This is a genomic window from Trinickia symbiotica (assembly GCF_003028655.1).
Classification (GTDB): domain Bacteria; phylum Pseudomonadota; class Gammaproteobacteria; order Burkholderiales; family Burkholderiaceae; genus Trinickia; species Trinickia symbiotica_A.
Map to the genome: position 1 here is coordinate 141,735 of NZ_PYUC01000001.1, position 18,541 is coordinate 160,275.

16 protein-coding genes are annotated in these 18,541 nt (G+C 63.7%); 5 read left to right on the top strand and 11 right to left on the bottom strand.

Features of this window, described 5'->3' with window-relative positions:
• Nucleotides 1-5 precede the first annotated feature (5 nt).
• Nucleotides 6-1,178 carry an L-rhamnonate dehydratase gene (locus C9I57_RS00645; protein WP_107148728.1) on the bottom strand — a complete coding sequence of 391 codons (1,173 nt, stop codon included), beginning with the start codon at nucleotides 1,176-1,178 and terminating at the stop codon, nucleotides 6-8.
• Between the two features lie 152 nt (nucleotides 1,179-1,330).
• On the opposite strand from C9I57_RS00645, the gene C9I57_RS00650 reads away from it, so the two are divergent.
• Nucleotides 1,331-2,269: a LysR family transcriptional regulator gene (locus C9I57_RS00650; protein WP_107148729.1), complete on the top strand. Its 939-nt coding sequence runs from the start codon at nucleotides 1,331-1,333 to the stop codon at nucleotides 2,267-2,269.
• 200 nt (nucleotides 2,270-2,469) lie between these two features.
• On the top strand, nucleotides 2,470-3,735 hold the full coding sequence (locus C9I57_RS00655) for an MFS transporter (RefSeq protein ID WP_107149212.1): 1,266 nt from the start codon (nucleotides 2,470-2,472) through the stop codon (nucleotides 3,733-3,735).
• Nucleotides 3,736-3,750: 15 nt separating this feature from the next.
• Here C9I57_RS00655 and C9I57_RS00660 read toward each other — a convergent pair whose 3' ends face one another.
• On the bottom strand, nucleotides 3,751-4,803 hold the full coding sequence (locus C9I57_RS00660; protein WP_107148730.1) for a LacI family DNA-binding transcriptional regulator: 1,053 nt from the start codon (nucleotides 4,801-4,803) through the stop codon (nucleotides 3,751-3,753).
• Nucleotides 4,804-4,944: 141 nt separating this feature from the next.
• Between C9I57_RS00660 and C9I57_RS00665 the strand changes: the two genes are divergently transcribed.
• From C9I57_RS00665 to C9I57_RS00675, 3 genes are read left to right on the top strand one after another with little or no spacing between them, the layout of a single operon-like run.
• Nucleotides 4,945-6,267 (top strand): LLM class flavin-dependent oxidoreductase, encoded by a 1,323-nt coding sequence (locus C9I57_RS00665; protein WP_107148731.1) that lies wholly within the window; start codon nucleotides 4,945-4,947, stop codon nucleotides 6,265-6,267.
• Nucleotides 6,268-6,314: 47 nt separating this feature from the next.
• The gene (locus tag C9I57_RS00670; protein WP_107148732.1) at nucleotides 6,315-7,286 is read left to right on the top strand and encodes an aliphatic sulfonate ABC transporter substrate-binding protein; all 972 of its coding nucleotides are present in this window, start codon (nucleotides 6,315-6,317) and stop codon (nucleotides 7,284-7,286) included.
• Between the two features lie 34 nt (nucleotides 7,287-7,320).
• Nucleotides 7,321-8,475, top strand: a complete 1,155-nt coding sequence (locus tag C9I57_RS00675; protein WP_107148733.1) for a porin — start codon at nucleotides 7,321-7,323, stop codon at nucleotides 8,473-8,475.
• 14 nt (nucleotides 8,476-8,489) lie between these two features.
• Here the strand turns inward: C9I57_RS00675 and C9I57_RS00680 are convergent, their stop codons facing one another.
• From C9I57_RS00680 to C9I57_RS00720, 9 genes are all read right to left on the bottom strand, one after another.
• Nucleotides 8,490-9,470, bottom strand: a complete 981-nt coding sequence (locus tag C9I57_RS00680) for an amidohydrolase family protein (RefSeq protein WP_258187429.1) — start codon at nucleotides 9,468-9,470, stop codon at nucleotides 8,490-8,492.
• A gap of 13 nt (nucleotides 9,471-9,483) precedes the next feature.
• Entirely contained in the window at nucleotides 9,484-10,776 is a 1,293-nt protein-coding gene (locus tag C9I57_RS00685) for an MFS transporter (RefSeq protein WP_107149213.1), read from the bottom strand.
• 73 nt (nucleotides 10,777-10,849) lie between these two features.
• Complete coding sequence (locus C9I57_RS00690; RefSeq protein WP_107148735.1) at nucleotides 10,850-11,782, bottom strand: YncE family protein; 933 nt, start codon at nucleotides 11,780-11,782, stop codon at nucleotides 10,850-10,852.
• 48 nt (nucleotides 11,783-11,830) lie between these two features.
• Nucleotides 11,831-12,763 (bottom strand): dihydrodipicolinate synthase family protein, encoded by a 933-nt coding sequence (locus C9I57_RS00695; RefSeq protein WP_107148736.1) that lies wholly within the window; start codon nucleotides 12,761-12,763, stop codon nucleotides 11,831-11,833.
• A gap of 79 nt (nucleotides 12,764-12,842) precedes the next feature.
• Complete coding sequence (locus tag C9I57_RS00700) at nucleotides 12,843-13,889, bottom strand: 4-hydroxythreonine-4-phosphate dehydrogenase PdxA (RefSeq protein ID WP_107148737.1); 1,047 nt, start codon at nucleotides 13,887-13,889, stop codon at nucleotides 12,843-12,845.
• 231 nt (nucleotides 13,890-14,120) lie between these two features.
• Nucleotides 14,121-15,371 carry a DNA topoisomerase IB gene (locus C9I57_RS00705; protein ID WP_107148738.1) on the bottom strand — a complete coding sequence of 417 codons (1,251 nt, stop codon included), beginning with the start codon at nucleotides 15,369-15,371 and terminating at the stop codon, nucleotides 14,121-14,123.
• 72 nt (nucleotides 15,372-15,443) lie between these two features.
• The gene (locus C9I57_RS00710; RefSeq protein ID WP_107148739.1) at nucleotides 15,444-17,234 is read right to left on the bottom strand and encodes a tetratricopeptide repeat protein; all 1,791 of its coding nucleotides are present in this window, start codon (nucleotides 17,232-17,234) and stop codon (nucleotides 15,444-15,446) included.
• Nucleotides 17,235-17,310: 76 nt separating this feature from the next.
• Complete coding sequence (locus C9I57_RS00715) at nucleotides 17,311-18,042, bottom strand: DUF4019 domain-containing protein (protein WP_258187430.1); 732 nt, start codon at nucleotides 18,040-18,042, stop codon at nucleotides 17,311-17,313.
• 37 nt (nucleotides 18,043-18,079) lie between these two features.
• A complete protein-coding gene (locus C9I57_RS00720; protein ID WP_107148741.1) occupies nucleotides 18,080-18,520 on the bottom strand; it encodes an outer membrane protein assembly factor BamE in 441 nt (146 codons plus the stop codon).
• Nucleotides 18,521-18,541: the final 21 nt, after the last annotated feature.

Sequence of the window (18,541 nt, forward strand, 5' to 3'; positions counted from 1 at the left end):
CGCCCCTATTCGATGATCTGAAACTGATCGAGATAGCGGTCGTCGATGGAAAGCCCCAGTCCCGGTAAGTTGTCGTCGAGATCGAGGAAGCCGTTCTGCGGTTGTGGATCACCCTTGAAGATGTAGTAGAACAGCTCGTTGCCGACCTCGACATCATGGACCGGGAAGTATTCCGACATCGGGGAGGCGAGGGTCGACATCGTCAGGTGATAGTTGTGCATCTGCCCCGCATGCGGAATGACAGGCACGCTGTACGCTTCGCACAACGCATTGATCTTGTGTGCCGCCGTGATTCCGCCCACACGGTTCGTGTCGTATTGAACGACGCTGACGGCTTTCTTGTCGAGCAACTGCTTGAAGCCGTGCAGCGTGAATTCGTGCTCGCCGCCCGAAATCGGAATCGAGGTGAGCTGGTTCAGTTCGGCGTAGCCGTCGATATCGTCGGCGATGACCGGCTCTTCGAGCCAGCGCGGCTCGAACTTTTCGAGCTTCGGCAGAATCCGCTTCGCGTATTCGAGGTTCCAGCCCATATAGCATTCGAGCATCAGGTCATTCTCGTAGCCTACAACCTCGCGAATGGCCTCCACCGACTTCAAGTTTTCACGCACGCCTGCAACGCCGTCGCGCGGGCCGTAGCCGAAGCGCATCTTGAACGCCTTGAAGCCCTGCTCCAGATAGCTCGCGGCTTCCTTTTGCATTTCGCCGAGATCGGTGCGGTAGAGCTTCGACGCATAGCAAGGAATCTTTTCCTTGGTCCGCCCGCCGAGCAGCTTGAATACGGGCTTGCCGGTCGCCTTGCCCATCAAGTCCCATAGCGCGATGTCGACGCCCGAGATGGCCGCCATGCCGATGCCCTTGCGGCCCCACGCCAACGTCGACCGATACATGCGCTGCCAAAGGTATTCGTAGTCGAACGGGTCTTGGCCGATGACGAGCGGAGCGAGATATTGATCGACGATCGCCTTCGCGATGCGCGGAGCGAGCGCGACGTTACCGAGGCCGACCAGCCCGGTATCGGTCTCGACTTCCACGACGGTCCAGCCGTGAAAGCGGAACGTGCCCATCGAATCGCCGCGATCGTAGAGCTGATCCATCGCATTGGAGCAAAAGTGCGCCTGCGGCGGCACCGTCTTGCCCTTCCATTCGAAAACGCGTGCGCGCACTTTGGTGATCTTCATGATCGGATGTCTCCTCGGAATCGTCAGAGTGGATTCGTGATTGCCGGTTGAAATATAGGGTGAGCTAGGCGATCAAATCTATTGACGTTTTTCTATCTATCGATAACTCTTTCTCATACCTACATTTTGGCGCCTCCCTCCGCTCGAACCTCATGATTCCTCCATTCAGCACCTTGCAAGGGCGCCTCAGAATGCAGCATCTCCGGCTGCTGATCGCGGTCGAAGAACGCGGCTCGCTGCGCCAGGCCGCCGACGTGCTGGCGCTGACCCAGCCCGCCGTCACGAAGATGCTGCGCGACATGGAAACGCTGCTCGGCGTGACCTTGTTCGAACGCCACGTGCGCGGCTTGCGCCCGACGCGCTTCGGCGCGGCCGCCACGCGCTATGCCAAGCTCGTCTTCTCGGACATGGCGGGCCTTCGCGACGAGTTGGCCGCGCTCGAATCGGGCAAGGTCGGCAAGGTCAGGGTCGGTGCGGTGATGGCTCCGACGCCGGTCCTGCTCGCCGAGGTGATCCGCCGCCTCAAGCGCGATCATCCGCTGCTCGACGTCAGCGTTCAGGTCGATACGAGCGACGTGCTGGTGCCGATGCTCGAGCGCGATCAGGTCGACGTCGTTCTCGGCCGCGTGCCGGAGGGGTGGGACAACAGCCTGCTCGAATTCGAGCATCTCAGCGACGAAGGGCTTGCCATCGTGGTGGGCCACGATCATCCGCTCTTGAAGCGCCGCAAACTGTCGCTCGAGGAGTTGGTGGCGTTTCCATGGATCTTGCAACCGCGGCCGAGCCCGATGCGCACGCTCGTCGATCTCTCGTTCGCCGACGCGGGCCTCGCACCGCCGCCGAGCACGATAGAGACAGCGGCCGTCCTGATGACCACGTCGCTGTTGCCGGGGAGCGACCTCATCGCCGTGCTGCCCTCCTCAGTCGCCGGGTATTACGCGCAGCTCGACGTCTTGAAGGTACTTCCCGTGCGGCTGCCGCGCGAACTCGGTCCCTACGGCATCGTCACGCGGCGCGGGCGCGCGCTGTCGGCGTCGATGTCGTTACTGTTCGACACGTTGCGAGCGGCGGCGGCCGAAGGGCTGGCTTAAGGCGTCACGTGAAAAGCGCAAGTTATCGCCCTATCCAAAAGATTCAATAGACACCGGCTCCGTCATCGCGCGACGCTAGCGCTTGGGTCGCGGCTCCTCGATTTCGCGCTTTTCGCCGATCGAGCGAAGCCGAGACCCGAGACACTCATGTGGACAAAAAGAGCGACGTCACGGGGCGCCGCAAAACAATGGAGCGAGACATGCCGACCGATCGCCGACAACGGCGCCACACACTGCTGCTACTCTGTGCGCTTTCGTTCATCCTCTACGTGGACCGCGTCAATCTCGCGACTGCCGCGGGCGCCATCAAGGCTGAGCTCGGTTTGAGCAATACCGGGCTCGGCGTTGCGTTCTCGGCGTTCGCCTACTCGTACGCCATCTGTCAGGTCGCGGGCGGATGGATCGCCGACCGGTTCGGTGCGCGCAAGACGCTGATCGGCTGCGGCCTGATCTGGGTCATCTCGACATTCGCTACGGGCCTCGTCCACACGCTGGGTCTGCTCTTCGCGGTGCGCCTGCTGCTCGGTATCGGCGAGGGCGCGACGCTGCCTGCCCAGGCCCGCGCGGTGACGCGCTGGTTTTCGCGCGAACAGCGCGGCATCGTGCAGGGGTTCACGCATTCGTTTTCCCGACTCGGCAACGCCATCACGCCGCCGATCGTCGCCGCGCTGATGGCATGGCTTTCGTGGCGCGCGGCCTTCTATGTGCTCGGCGCCGTGACGGCCGTGTGGCTTGTCTGGTGGTGTCTCTCGTTTCGCGAGCATCCGCAGGACGCGTCGACGACGGCCCTCGTCGACGATGCCTCGCCGTCAGGCCCGACGCCTTGGGGTCCGCTCGTCAAGCGCATGGCGCCGACCATCTTCGTCTACTTCTGCTATGGCTGGACGGCGTGGCTCTTCTTCACCTGGCTGCCGACCTTCTTTCTGCACGGCAAAGGGCTCGACCTCAAGTCGTCGGCGCTGTTCGCATCCGGCGTCTTTTTCGCCGGCGTCGTCGGAGACACGCTGGGCGGCTGGTTGAGCGATCAAATCTACCGCAGGACGGGACGCCTCGCCCTCGCCCGGCAGGGCGTCATCGTGCTGAGCTTCATCGGCGCGCTGCTGTTTCTCGTGCCGCTCGCGTTCGTCCATTCCACATTCAGCGTGGCGCTGTGCTTGTCCGGGTCGTTCCTGTTTCTGGAGTTGACGATCGGACCGATCTGGGCCGTACCGAGCGACATCACGCGCACGCATGCCGGCATCGCGAGCGGCATGATGAACGCAGGCTCAGCCGTCGCAGGCATCCTCTCACCGATCCTGTTCGGCTTCCTCGTGGACCGGACCGGAAGCTGGACTCTCCCATTCGCGGGCTCCGTCGCGATGCTGCTGATCGGAATCGTCGCTGTGTTGCGCATTCACCCTGAGCGGCCCTTGGTTACCGACGCGGTCGCGACGCCACTCGAGGGGCTCGCGCCGCGAGGTCGCTGAATGGGGAAGTACGGTCTAGCTGCTTTCACGTACGACGATCTCGCAGGACAGTGGTTTCTGCCGGCGACGTAGCGTTGCGATCGACGGCGGATCGTCACCCTGCAGCGCAAAAATCCTTGCAGCGGCTAGTTCGCCCATTTCCCGTGCTGGCGGCCGCACAGTAGTCAGGCTCGGCATTACCATATCCGCCAATGGATAGTCGCCGAAGCCCACGATCGCGCATTGCTGCGGCACACGGATACCGACACGCGGTGCCGCAAGCAATGCGCCGAAGGCGAGATTGTCGTTCGCGAAAACAATCGCATCGACCGGGATGCGTGCCGACAGGAGCGCGAGCAGCGCTTCGCGCCCGGCGTGCGTCGGCGAGACCTCCTTTGGCGAAAATACGATCGGTTTCCGGCCGTGCTCGCGCATTGTCGCCGCGTAGCCATCGCCTCGCTCCAGCGCGCTCGTATCGCCCGCAACGCTGTTCAGCACGAACGCGATGTGTTGGTAGCCGCGCTCGATCAAATGACGTGCCGCGATGCGTCCGGCTTCCTGGTGCGAAAAGCCGATCTGCAGGGGCTTGCGCTGCGGCTGGAAGTCCCATGTCTCGATCACCGGGACCTGCGATTGCGCGATCAACGCCTCCGTACCAGGCGAATGGAAATGCGAGGTCAGTACGAGGGCCGCAGGCGACCAGCCAAGCAGTCCTCGCACTGCATGCTCCTCGAGATCTGTCGAGAAATAGCTCGACGCGAGCAGCAGCTGGTAACCGTGCGCGGTGACTGCGTCGCTGAAGCTCTGGATCGTGTTCGCGAAGATCGGCCCCGAGATGTTAGGAATGACCATGCCAATGACGCGGCTGCGTGCCGAGGCGAGCCCGCCGGCGACGAGATTCGGCACGTAGCCGAGTTCGGCGACCGCCCGGGCGATCCGCTCGCGCAACGGCTCGGACAGCCGCGTGGGATCCTGGAAATAGCGCGACACGCTGATCTGCGACACGCCGACGTGCTCGGCCACGTCGCGCAATGTCAGGCGGCCCGAGGTACGGCGTGGCCGCGCCTCGCTTTTAGTGGAATCGGACATAAGTTCCGCAGATTTCGTCATTTGACGCGATAACTTCGCCACGAGAAACTGCTCGCCATGTTAGCGCTAACCATGCCAGGCCGCCAGCAGTGAATCGATGCGGCTCAGTGGAACAGCGCCGCTTTCGCGACAGGATATCGGATGACGACAGCTGCCCGCCTCATGCACCTCGGGGCCTTTCTAATGGAGACCGGACACCATGTGGCCGCGTGGCGGCATCCGGACGTGCAGGCCGACGCCGGCACGGATTTCCGTGCGTATGCGGCACTGGCGAGCATGGCTGAGCGCGCGTGCTTCGACACGATCTTCCTCGCGGACAGCGTCGCCGCGAACGTCGACGACAGCGCGGCGCGCGCGGCCCGTTCGGATCGGCTCGATCCGCTAACGCTGCTGCCCGCGCTCGCGGCGGTCACGGCACGCATCGGCCTCATCGCGACGGCCACGACGACCTACAACGAGCCGTATCACCTAGCGCGCAAATTCGCGTCGCTCGACCACATCAGCGGCGGGCGGGCCGGCTGGAATCTCGTGACGTCCGACAACGCGGCCGAAGCACGCAACTTCGGCCGCACCGAACACGTCGGCCATGCCGAACGCTATGCGCGCGCGCGGGAGTTCCATCGGGTCGTGACGGGCCTATGGGATAGCTGGGCCGACGACAGCTTCGTGCGCGACAAAGCGAGCGGCGCGTACTACGACGTGGCGACGCTGCGCGTGCTCAATCACGACGGCCCACATTTCTCGGTCGCGGGGCCGCTCAACGTGCCGCGCCCGGTGCAGGGATGGCCGGTCGTCGTACAGGCGGGCGCGTCGGACGCGGGGCGCGACCTCGCCGCGCAAACGGCCGACGTCGTGTTCACCGCGCACGCGCGACTGGACTCCGCTCAGGCTTTCTATCGCGACATGAGGGCGCGAGCGGTCGCTGCGGGCCGTGCGCCCGGGGACCTGAAGATCATGCCTGGCCTGTCGGTCGTCGTCGCGCGCACCGACGACGAGGCGCGCGAGCGCTTCGACGCGCTGCAGGCGCTCGTCGATCCTGTCGCGGGCGTGGCGATGCTTGCGCGAATGCTCGGAAACTTCGACCTGTCCGGCTATCCGCTCGACGGCCCATTGCCCGAGTTGCCACTTACGGACAGCGGCCAGCGCAGCCGTCAGGCACTCCTCACCGCGCTGGCTGGCGACGAACGCCTGACGATTCGCGAACTGGTGCTGCGCATCGCGGCTGGGCGCGGGCACGTAACGGTGGTCGGCAGCGCGACAACCGTGGCGGACCTGATGCAGACGTGGTTCGAGAGCGACGCGGCCGACGGCTTCAACGTAATGCCGGCCGAACTGCCGGGCGGTCTCGACGCTTTCTGTTCGCTTGTCGTGCCCGAATTGCAGCGGCGCGGGCTGTTCCGCACCGCCTATACCGGCCGCACGTTGCGCGAACATCTTGGGCTGCAGCGGCCGGTGCGTGCGTAGCGCTCGCGTTCGCTCAACTGATTCGATCTGACAAGGAAACTTCGATCATGACGTTCTCCCGCCGTTCTTTTCTCCGCGGTGCACAGGCCGCCGCCGTGGCCGCGTTCGCCGCGCCGTTTTCCGGTGCAGCGCATGCTGACACCAGCCGCACGCTGCACATCGGCTACCAGAAGGGCACGCCGCTCACGCTGCTGAAGGCGCAGCGCTCGCTCGACAAGCCGCTCGCCGCACGCGGCTTCGGCATCGCCTGGATCGAATTTCCGGCCGGGCCGCCGCTGCTCGAGGCAATGAATGCGGGCTCGATCGATCTTGGCTATACGGGGTCGCCGCCGCCGATCTTCGCGCAAGCGGCGGGCAGCCGGATCGTCTACCTGGCGGCCGAACCGGCCGGCCCGCACAATGAGGCCATCATTGTGCTCGACGGCTCGCCGCTGAAATCGGTCGCCGACCTGAAAGGGCGGACGGTTGCATTCGCTCGCGGGTCGAGTTCGAACTACCTGATCGTCGCGGCGCTAGAAAAAGCGGGGCTGACCTATGCGGACATCAAGCCCGCGTTCCTGTCGCCGGCCGATGCACGTGCGGCCTTCGAAAGCGGCAAAGTCGACGCATGGGCCATTTGGGATCCGTATCTCGCGGTCGTCCAGCAGACGCTCGACGTGCGCACGATCGCCGACTATGCGTCGGGCATCGTTCAGCCGTACAGCTTCTTTCTCGGTGCGCCGGACTTCGCGAAGGCTCACCCCGAGGTGCTGTCGGACGTTTTATCGCAGGTCGCGCGTGGCGACGCATGGACAACCAGTCATCGCGGTGACGCCGCGCAGTTGATTGCTCGCGAGATCGGCGTGCCGCAACCCATCGTCGAGCGCTATCTCGCCCGTTCCGCGTTCGGTCTTTTGCCGCTCAATTCGACCGTACTCGGTGCGCAGCAACGCGTTGCCGACACGTTCCGGCAAGCAAACGTCATTCCGCGCGCGATCCAGGTCGCCGACATTGCGCACCCGGTTTCCTTCACCCGCTGACCCCATACTCCGTTCGCCTCGCAGAAACGCCGTCATGAACCGACTCGCTTCCCGTCCTGCCGCCATCCGCCCCGTTCGCCGCGCCTTTGCATTGCGTTGGCGCGTTCGCTGCACGCCCCGTCTGAGAACCGGCCTGCGTACGGCGGGTGCCGTCGCGCTCGCCTGCGCCGGCCACACCGCACATGCGCAGTCGACGGTGGCGATGTACGGCATCGTCGATGCAGCCGTGCAATACGGCCGCTTCAACAGCACGAATGCCGCGACGGCATCGGCGGCAAGCGGCAACCTGCAGGCATCGCGCTTCGGGCTGCTCGGCAAGGAAGATCTCGGCGGCGGCTATCGCGCGAACTTCCGGCTCGAAACGGGCTTCAATATCTATACCGGGGTGGGCGGCGGTGCGACTGAGTTCAATCGCGGCGCATCGGTTGGGCTGTCGGGGCCGTTCGGCAGCGTCGACGCCGGCTATCTGTACCTGCCGATCTACTGGGTGTTTCTCGCATCCGACGTCGGCACATACGGGCTCGCGAATCCGGCCGCGATCATGTCGCTCGAACACACGACGACGCTTGGCTCGAGCGGCACGGGAGGGTTCTACCGGAACGCGGTGCGCTATCGGACGCCGGAAACGCTCGGCGGCTGGTCGAGCGAGATCGGTTATTCGTTCGGCGCGCAGGACCCAGCGGGGCAGACCTTGAACGGCCGCAACGTCGGCGCAAACGTCCAGTATGCGAAGAACGGCGTGCTGGTCGGCTACGGTTTCAACCGCTATCAGTATTACGCGAGCGCGGCAGCATCCGACGCATCTGAGCAGCTCACGCACGTGCTAGCCGCCTCATACGATTTCGGCCGCGTGGTGGTGGGCGGGAATTTCGTGTATTCGAAGCGTGCCGACGGCACCGGGTGGTTTGCATCCGCCGCGCTGCTCAACGCGCGCGTGCGCGTCGGGTATGGCGACATCAACGTCGGCGTGTCGCGGCGTATCGAGAACGGCGATGCGCGCGCGATCGGATGCGACGTGGGTTACGTGTACTACCTGTCGAAACGCACGCAACTGTACAGCTTCGCGACAACGATTCTGAACAACAACCATTCGACGCAAGGCTTCGCGCTGCTCAACAGTACCGCCGCGAAGGTCACACCTGGCTTCGATCCGTGGGCGATGACGGCGGGACTGCGGACCTCGTTCTGAGCGAAGAGTGGATTTCAGGCGTCGCCGATCCCGACAATCGGATCCGGGAAGGGCGCAAGATCGATCCTGTAGAAGCGCAATGCGTTCTTGGCCATCACCGCGCTGCGCTGCGACGGCGTCAAATCGGCAAGCATGCGCAGCATGCCGTCGACGAGCTGTTGGTAGCCGATACGCAAGCCAGCAACCGGGAAGTTGCTGGCGAACATGCAGCGCTCCCACCCGAAGATCGCAATCGTATCGCGCACGATTCGGGCGTTCGCCTGCCAGTCCCACGCTTGGTCGCGCAATCCGAATTCCGATAGCTTGACGTGAACGTTCGGCTCACGTGCGAGCGTTTCCATCCAGCCACGCCAGCGCGCGAGCCCTTCTTCGCTGCGATCCCAGGCGAATCCATGATGATTGAGGACGATGGGCACCTCGGGAAAAAGGCGTGCGACCTCGGCCGCTTCCGGCAAATGCCATGCCGGAACGCGGAGGTCCCAGCTGAGACCATGGCGGCCCAGCAGCGAGAAGCCGCGCAACCAGGCCTCGTCCTGCATCGATCCAGGTCGCCCGCGTACGCTGTCGATGTTCGACGGCGAAGAGGCCGTCACCGGCTTGCTGCGTATTCCGCGTACGAGCTGGTATCGGAGATGCTCGAGCAAGCGCTCCTCGGTATCCGGGCGATCGAACCAAACGTGCGCCACGACCGCATTCGGAAAGCCGTGCTTTTCATACATCGCCTGTAGCCAGGCAGTCTCGGCGACCTGTTGGTCGCGCGCACGCTCGGCCTCGACGTGGACAGTCGCTACCACGCGGCAACCGCGCGCGGCAGCACAATAGTCTTCGGGAAGGAAATCGCGGCGAATCGACTGATACCCGCCTAGAAAGAATGCATCGGGATCGTAGTGTTCCTGCAGCCAGGGGTAATGGCCGCGCGACAGATCCCAGAGATGGTGATGCGCATCGACGATGTCGATGCGCTCCGTTTCGTCATTGGATACGTTGCTTGTCACGGCATCATCATGTTCAATGCTCGCAGCGCGCAGGCAGCGTGGTCGCGATTGTCGCCGCTACGACGAGCGCAACGGCAAGGCAGTAGACCCCCACGTTGGCGCTGTAGTGCTGGATGAGCACGCCGACGGCATACGGACCACAAAAGCCGCCGAGATTCCCGAGGGCGTTGATGAGGCCACGCGCGCCGCCCGCTTGCTCGGCGTTGCAGAGCTTCGGCGGAATCGTCCAGAACACGCCCGCCGCCGCCTGCAGGAAAAAGCCGCAGCCGACCAGGAACGCATAGGACAAGCCGATACTGGCCTGAAAGCGCACGGACAAGAAAAGACAGAGCGCAAATCCCAGCAGCGGCCCGATTACGAAGGCCCGGCGCTTGCCCAACCGGTCGGACAGATGCGAAGTCGTCCACATGCCGGCCATCGTGCCCAGATACGGAAGGATCGCGAGCGCGCCGACCTGCCCCATGCCGCCATGCGTCAGGTTCTTCAGGATAGTGGGCAGCCAGAGCGTATACCCATAGATACCCATTTGATAGAAGAAGTTGAGCGCGATCAGACGCCAGATGGCCGGATCGCCGAGCACCGCGGCGAACGAGGCCGAAACTCCGTGCTTGCCGCGCGCCGCTTCTTGCTCGGCCAGCCTGGAATTCAGAATGTAGTCGCGCTCGGCCTCCGACAGCCACTGCGCCGTTTCGGGGCCATCGCTCGCGAATGCCAGCCAAAACACCAGCGCGAGCACCGACAACAGCGCGGTGGTAAAGAAGAGGTAGTGCCAGTTGAATGCCGCCAGGACCGCGCCCGATAACGGCGCCGTGATCATGCCGGCAAGCGGGACGAACATGATGACGGCAGCATTGGCGCGTCCACGCTCATGATCGGGAAACCAGTGGCTGACCATCGTCAGCACGACGGGCAGCATCCCGCCCTCGGCAACGCCGAGTGCGAAGCGCAGCGTCAAGAGCTGCCACGCCTCCGTGACGAGGCCGGTCAACGCTGAAATCAGAGCCCACGCAACAAGCGACCACGCAATGAAGCGCTTGCCGCTCCCCAGCGCCGCCAGCCGCCCGCCTGGGATCTGCAGAAACAGATAGCCGATAAAGAAGATGCCCCCGGCCAGCCCCACCGTACTCGCGGCGAGCGCAAGATCGGCACTCATGCCGCCCGGCATCCCGAATGCGATGTTCACCCGATCCATGTAGGAAATGATGCAGGTCAGCAGGATCGGCGGTATGACTCGGAGCCAGCGGCTGCGCGGTACGGCGATATCGCCTGCGGCACTCGCGGCGCCGACACCTTCGAACGTCGTCATGTTTCGTCTCCATGCGCGCGGAATTCGCGCGTTGTATTGATATGTTTCGGTCTGGCCGCTTAACGGCGATGCGTCATCCGGCCAGTACCACGAGCCCATCGGGCTCCTTGCCGGTTGCGAATGCGTGAGACAACGTCAGGCTCTCGAGATCGAGCCGGGCCACGCTGTTGTCGTTGAGCGGGATGTATGCAAGCGGCGCCTCGGGGTGAAAAGCCAGCGCGATCGGCTTGTGCACCGTCGGGACTCGCTGCAGTTCTTGCAGCGTTTGCGCGTCGTAGACGCCGATGCTGCGCTCGCCGTAGTTCGTCACGAACAAGCGGTTGTCGCGCGCCAGATAGATGCGCGTCGGGTCCTCGCCCGTCGCCACGGTTTTGAGGACTTCCATCGTGCGCGCGTCGAGCATCGAGAGCGTCGCATCGTCCCGGCTCGCCGCGTAAAGGATCGTCTCGTCGCGGCTCAGACAGCAGCCTTCCGGACGTCCGCCGATACGGGCCGCCAGCGGCTCTCGATCGGGCGCGTACGGGTGGACGAGCGTGACCGTGTGCGATTGCAAATGCGTGATATAAGCGCTCTCGCCGTCTTTGCTCACGACGAACAAGTGGCTCTTCACACCCCCCGACGGAACGACGCGCGCAGGCGTCCGGCGTTGCGTCGGCTCATCGAAGACGAGCAGCACGTTGTCCTGCTCTGAGAGCGCGTAGACACGATCGCGCCGATCGATCTGAATGCCGTGGATACGCCCATGCGGCGCGCAATCGAGCGAGGCGACGTGCTCGCCGCTGGCCAGATCGACGATGAAAACCTCGTGTCCGCCCTCGCCCTCGTGCGCGAAGGTCTGCACGCCGTAGTGCCCGACGTAGGCAAACGCGCCGCGCGAATCGACGACGAATTCATGCGGATAGGCAGGCAGCTGCGCACGCAACGCCAGCTCGCCGGTATCGAGGTCATAGCCGCTGAAGCTGTTGCTGAATTTCTCGACGAGAACGGCTTTGAGTCGGGATGTCATGGCTGTTCCTGATTGAAAGCGGGCGAATGAGTCGCGGACGCTAGTGCACTAATGCCCCCAGCGCAGCACGAGCGGGTCGAGGCGGCGAGCGGTATCGAGCAGGCCGGCACGCATCTCCGGCGGCAGCGGCGGCATCGGATGTCGCGGGGCATCGCAGGCGATCACGCCGCCCTCTTTCATCAGCACCTTCGCGCTCAAGATGCCGCTCTGCCGGTTTTCGTAGTTGATCAGCGGCAGCCAGCGCTGGTATAACGCAAATGCTTTTTCACGATCTCCGGACCGGTGCGCTTCGATGATCGGGCGAATGCCGTCCGCGTAAGCACCGCCCGTCATCGAGCCAGTGGCCCCCGCGTCGAGATCGGGGAGCAGCGTGATGCCCTCCTCGCCGTCCCACGGCCCTTCCACCGCCTCGCCGCCCAGACGGATCAGTTCGCGCAGCTTCGTGGCCGCGCCCGCCGTTTCGATCTTGAAGTACGCGACATGCTCAATCTCCCGAGCCATGCGAGCAAGAAACGCGGCGGACATCGGCGTGCCGGCGGCCGGTGCGTCCTGGATCATGATCGGAATGTCGACCGCGTCCGAGAGGGCCGCGAAAAACTCGTAGATCCCCGCTTCGGGCACGCGAAAGGTCGCCCCGTGATATGGCGGCATCACCATGAGCATCGCGGCGCCCAATTCCCGCGCGCGGCGGCTGCGCGCGGCGCAAACGGCCGAGCTGTAGTGCGTCGTCGTCACGATAACGGGAACGCGCCCAGCCACGTGCTCGAGAACGGTGCGCGTGAGCAAATCGCGCTCATCGTCCGACAATGCGAACTGCTCGGAGAAGTTCGCGAGAATGCAAATGCCGTCCGCGCCGGAATCGATCATGAAGTCCATGCAGCGCTTCTGGCCTTCGAGATCGAGCTCACCCGACGGGTGGAACGTGGTGGGGGCGACAGGGAAGATTCCCTGAAAGCGCGGCGGGTTCGTGCGAGAGGTCATGGGCTAACGTCGAATGAAATGTCAGCGATGACTATCCACTGCGCCGAGAGCGCGCAGTCCGGTCAAGGCCAATCGTTGATCAAGCGGTCGTGCGCGTAGCGGCGCGGTACGACGCGCCCATCCGGCATGCGATCTCGAAGGCCTGCCAGGTCGCTTCGACATTGGCTTTGCCGAGGCCGGCGATGTCATAGGCCGTGCCGTGGGCCGGCGTCGTGATCGGGATCGGCAAACCGCCTTGCACCGTCACACCGCGAGAGAAACCCATCAGCTTGATCGCGATTTGACCTTGATCGTGGTACATGGTGACGATCGCCTGATATTCGCCGGCCTGCGCCTTCAGAAAAATCGTGTCGGCGGGGAATGGTCCGTGGAATGGCGATTCGGTCGGCCACTCACGGGCCTGCAGTGCACGGACCGCCGGCTCGATAATGTCGATCTCCTCGCGGCCGCACGTTCCACCATCGCCGCCGTGCGGATTGAACGCTGCCACGGCGATCTTCGGGGCCGTGACGCCGTTGGCGAGCAGCGAACGATAGATGAGTTCCGCGGCCTGCTCGATGCGCTCCACGCTCAGGTAGCTCGCCGCGTCCTTCAGCGGGATATGCGAAGAGATGCGCGAGGTCCACAGCGTGCCGAGCGTGTTGAACTCGCAGAAATAGCCGGTTACGCCGAGGTAATCCGCGAAGTGATGCAGTTCGTCCTCATGGCGCAAGCCGCCGAGTTTCATCGCCTGCTTGTTCAGGGGTGCGAAACAAATCGCATCGATTTCGCCGTCGAGCGTCGCATCCATGCAGAGGTTCAGGATCCGCAGGACCGATCGACCGCCGGGCGCCTCGGCGCGGCCCCGATGAACATCGCCGGCGGCGACGCTATCGATTGCCAGAAACGCCGGGCGCGACGTATCGGGCCGGCTGCGGACTTCGCCGAATGAATTGACGTCGACCGTGTCGACGACTGTGCCGGCCACGCGCTGACCGTCTGCCCATAGCCAGCGGTCACCCACGACGACAATATTGGCGCGCTCCGTCGCGGCCGGCCTGGCGAGCAGCTTCGCGATCAGCTCAGGACCGATCCCAGCGGGATCGCCCAACGTGAGTGCGACAACGGGTTGGGGGGAGCAGGTCATGGTGTGTCTCCGACTCGTTCTTGTGGCCTCGGAAGCGGGTTCCGATTGACGCTATGGTAGAGGGGGGACCGATAACCGCCTAGTGAAATAATTTGAACCAGCGATAACCTGGGGTGATGCGGCGGCCTTCACGCCAGCGAACGCGGTAAGCCAAGCCCGCTGCCCGTTGGCGCCAGGAGTTTGCCGAACTACTGTCGTCGAAAGCTGGATGCCGCGATCGAATTCGTATGGTCAGACGGACTCGCTATGAATCGACGTCGAATCGGTGACAACGGAGGGCGCCGAATGATCAGCGGCGCGGCTCTTCTTGCGGCGGGTCTTGTGCAGCGCTCTCGATTTGCCGAGCAGTTGAGCCAATGACGCATCGGCGTTCGGCTCGGCCGTGCCGTTTCGCGAAGCACGTTTTCGTGCCGATTGACGCGCCAACTTTGCCGCGCGCTTGTCCGCCTGCTCCAGTAGTTGGCAAAGCTCCGCCTCGTGAAGTCGCAGCCCTCGCCGCGCGGATGCCGCGTCGAGCGCCGCCAACTCCCCCGCCTCGAACGCGGCGACCACCGCCGGATGGAGATAGCACCGGCGGCATACCGCAGGCGTATTGCGCAGAAGCGTCGCCACTTCCTTTACCGTCTCGACGAGGTGACGATGCGCCTGCGCAGTGCTCGACACGCTCAGCCTGCGCAGCGATGCGAGCGCATAGACGCTCCCCGCCCACGTGCGATAGTCCTTTGCCGTGAAGTCGGCTCCGCTGGCCTCGCGCAGATAATCGTTGACGTCGGCCGAGCCGACAGAGTGACGGTCGCCCGTTTCGTCGAGGTACTGGAACAGGTCGTGACCGGGCAGTTCGGCGCAGCGACGGACGATTCGCTTCACGCGCATATCGTCGATCGGGACGTCATGCTCGATGCCGCTCTTTCCGCGAAAGCGGAAGCGCACTTGCCCGGGCCCCACTTTCACGTGCTTCTTGCGCAACGTCGTCAAGCCATACGATCCGTTTTCGCGCGCGTATTCCTCGCTGCCCACGCGAATGAGGGTGGCGTCGAGCAGCTTGACGATCGCAGCCACGACTTTCTCGCGCGGCATACCAGGTCGTTTGAGGTCACGCGTCACGCGCGCGCGAATGCGCGGCAAGGCCCGGCCGAATGCCGCCATGCGCTGGTACTTGTCCGCGTCGCGCACCTCGCGCCAAAGCGGGTGATAGCGGTACTGCTTGCGCCCGCGTGCGTCGCGGCCGGTTGCCTGCAAGTGCCCCCGGGCATCGGGGCAAATCCACACGTCCGTGTAGGCAGGCGGAATTGCCAACGCATTGATGCGCCGGATTTCCTCCGGATCGGTGATCCGTTTGCCTCGAAGATCGAAGTAGGCGAAGCCGCCGTCTACGGCTTTGCGTGTGAAGCCGGGCTGCTTGTCGTCGCTATGGCGCAGGCCGGGCGGCATCTCCTCGGCCGCCGTCGCGGCGCTGCTGCTTTTGGAAATGCGCGAGTTCATGGCATGCGTCGAATCGGACGGGACTAAGTTGGGCAACGCTCGACCCGATCTGTGCAACGCGCATGCCAGCCCTCAATCGTCCAACTCTCGCATGAGGTCGGCGCGGATTTCATTCAAGGGTGCCGTCCAGTCTCGATAGCTGCGCTGGCGATAAAGCCTTACCGACGGATACCACGGACTGTCCCGGCGCTCAGTCATCCACACCCAATGCGGATTGACGTCGAGCAGCAGCCACGTCGGACGGCCCAACGCCGCAGCCAGATGCGCGACAGACGTGCAGACAGTTATCACGAGGTCGAGATTGCAAATGAGTGCGGCCGTGTCGTCGAACGTCCGCAATTCGCTTGTTCGATCGATGACATCCAATCCCGCGCCGGCCATCCGCGCCACATCCTGAGCCGCTCCGACCTGCAGGCTGTAGAACTCGATTCCCGGCAATCCGGAAAACGTCTCGGCATAAAGCTCTGGAGCGACCGCGCGAAGCGGATTGCGCTGATGGGTACGGCTGCCGGTCCAGACGAGGCCGACTTTCAACGTGTTGTGCGCCGACATTCGATCGCGCCAGTGCGCGACGCGCGCCGCATCCGCCGAGAGATAAGACGCCGGTGCGGGAAGCGACTCCAGCGTAATGCCGAGCGCGAGCGGCAAGCTGGCAAGCGGGATTTGATAGTCGAACGCGGGGAGCTGCGGCACGTCGCTCCGCAAGACCGTAACGTCATGGCCGGCCAGGCTCCGCTCGAAGAGCTCGAAGAGCGGTGGAAAGCAGCAACAGACCACCGCGCCGCCCACGTCGCGCGCTTGCTTCACGAGCAACGGCAAGAAGCGAATGAATTGGATGGCGTCTCCGTGGCCCTGCTCGCCCCATACAAGCAGCGTCTTGCCCGAGAGCGCCTCGCCGCGCCAGCGCCGCTCCGGACAAAACCCGGGCGAGCCCTTCAGCTCCGGCGAACCATGCCAGCGCGCCTCGAAGTTGATCCAGCCATTATGGAAATCGCCGCGCATCAGCTGCAGCGTCGCCACCGAGAATTGAATTTGCGGATCGGCGCCCGAGACGGTCGCCGCGCGCACGATGGCGTCGAACGCTTCGTCCCATTGCTGCGATTCCCTGGCCGCGTTGCTCAACGCCAGCTGAGCCAGCCCGTAGTTGGGCGCAAGCGTTGCGGCCCGCCGTCCGGCGAGTAAGGCCTTCGCCGGCTCGCGCAACCGAAGCCACGTATTGGCAAGATTTGTCCAAGCGAGATGGTGCGTTGGTTCGGCTCGGATGGCCTCCTTACCGATGCTCAACGCGGCCTCGAATTCCTCCCGGTTGTAATGCAGCGCGGAGAGGTTGTTGCGAAGCATCGGAAAATCCGGGTTGATCGCCATCGCTCGTCGATATGCCACGAGCGATGCGTCGTACGCGCCTGCCTGCTGATGCAGGAGCCCCAGCATGAACCAGGCATCCGCGGCTTCGGGCGCGGCTTCACTCCACAACTTCGCCACGGCGATGCCGATATCCGATCGCTGCTTCTCATGGGCGACAGCAGCCCATTCCCCCAGCCAGTCTTTAGCGTCCGGCATCACGCAATGAGCGCGGTGGAACCAATCGAGCGCGCGGTCCAGATCGCCGGTCTGAGCTGAAAGACGTGCCGCTTCAACGCATGCCGGGCCGTATTCCGGTGCCGCCGTCAACGGACGATCGAGCCACCCGTGCGCTTCCTGATAACGTCCGCAGAGCCGCAGCAATTGAGCTTGCACGATCGCGGCATCGAGGTCGTCCTGCTCGAGTGCCAACCAATCGGCAATATGCTCCGATGCCTCGATCAGTTCGCCCGCCTCGAAAAGCTGCTGGACCTTCGACAACCGTGTATTCGAATCGATCATTGCAGACGTTCCGCCGCGCTGCCGTGAAGGCGCGCCCTTGTGGATTCATCATGCATGGGATTGCTTCGCAAATGGCTCATTGCGCTGATTTCTGATCGACGCGTGCCTGCGGCGCAGCGCCCTGATTCAGCCGCGGCGCATAACCGGTGAAATACCAGCGACCATCGCTGCCTAGCTGGAAGCTCACCATTTCATAGACGACGCGTCCGTCAGTCAGCCAAGTCGCGTAGTCGACGTTCGCATATAAGCCATCCGGGATCGCCTTGTCGTGGGAAAAGATGAGGCGGGTCACCGACGCCCAACCGCGATGATCGACCGCGCCGACGGCTTTTCGCGATTGAGACAGCCCGTTTGCAAATCCATCGGCCGTAAATTTTGCCCGTACGAACGTGGCAGTTTCCTGCCAGACCGTCGCGTACTGGCCCGCGTCGATCTGCTGAAGCAAAAGCGTCGCGTCGCCGAGCAGTTCATCGGCGGAGGCACCCGCTTCGGCGCCATGAGCGATCGTGGAGAGGGCAGCGAACATGCACGCTCCGACAACCCTCGATATCCCGGTGATACCTCTCATTACCACTTCTCCATTTTTTACCGCGAACACGTCGTTTCGCGATTTTGCCAATACATTGGCGCCATAGCAAAAAAAGCCGGACGAGCCGGCTAAAAGGGTCCCGTCGCTGAGGTACGAGGGAACCCCGGGGGAACAGCGATGCGCGCTATCGTGAAATCCTCGCCGAGCGTCGGCACCATGGTCGCACAGCGCAAGCGCGCCGCACGGCCGTGGTCCCCTACCTTCGGTGTCTGTCTTCACGAACATTTCGACTCAGCGTCGGAAGCCGCCTTCCGGCCTACTGCACCGGGGTAGCCTGCGCGGGCTCGGGGGCTGCCGCGCTTTCGTTGCTCGCGACCTTGGCAGGCGCGAATTGTTCGCACTCCTGATCTTTCCACCGCGTCTGGCTCACTCGGCTGTCCTTGTCGAACTGAATCTGATATTCACATGTGATCGTCTTTTCTGCAGTACGGAAATGGAACAGGTAGTTCCAGACGCGCACATGAAAAACGCTCTCATGAAAGTGCGGCGGCCCCACCAATTCGTAAAGCTGGTTCTTCGTCATGCCGAGATCGACCATTCGCAGGTTCTCGAGGTTCGGAAAAGTGCCGTCAGGCGTCGTAGCCAGATCCGGCTTCGGGAACGAAGTGTCGGTCGTCGGGCCGACGCATGCGGCGAGGCCGAGCAGGCACGAGAGCGCGGCAAGGAGCTGGGTCGCTGAAAAAGATTTCTTGTTCATGATCGATAGGAATCCGAAATG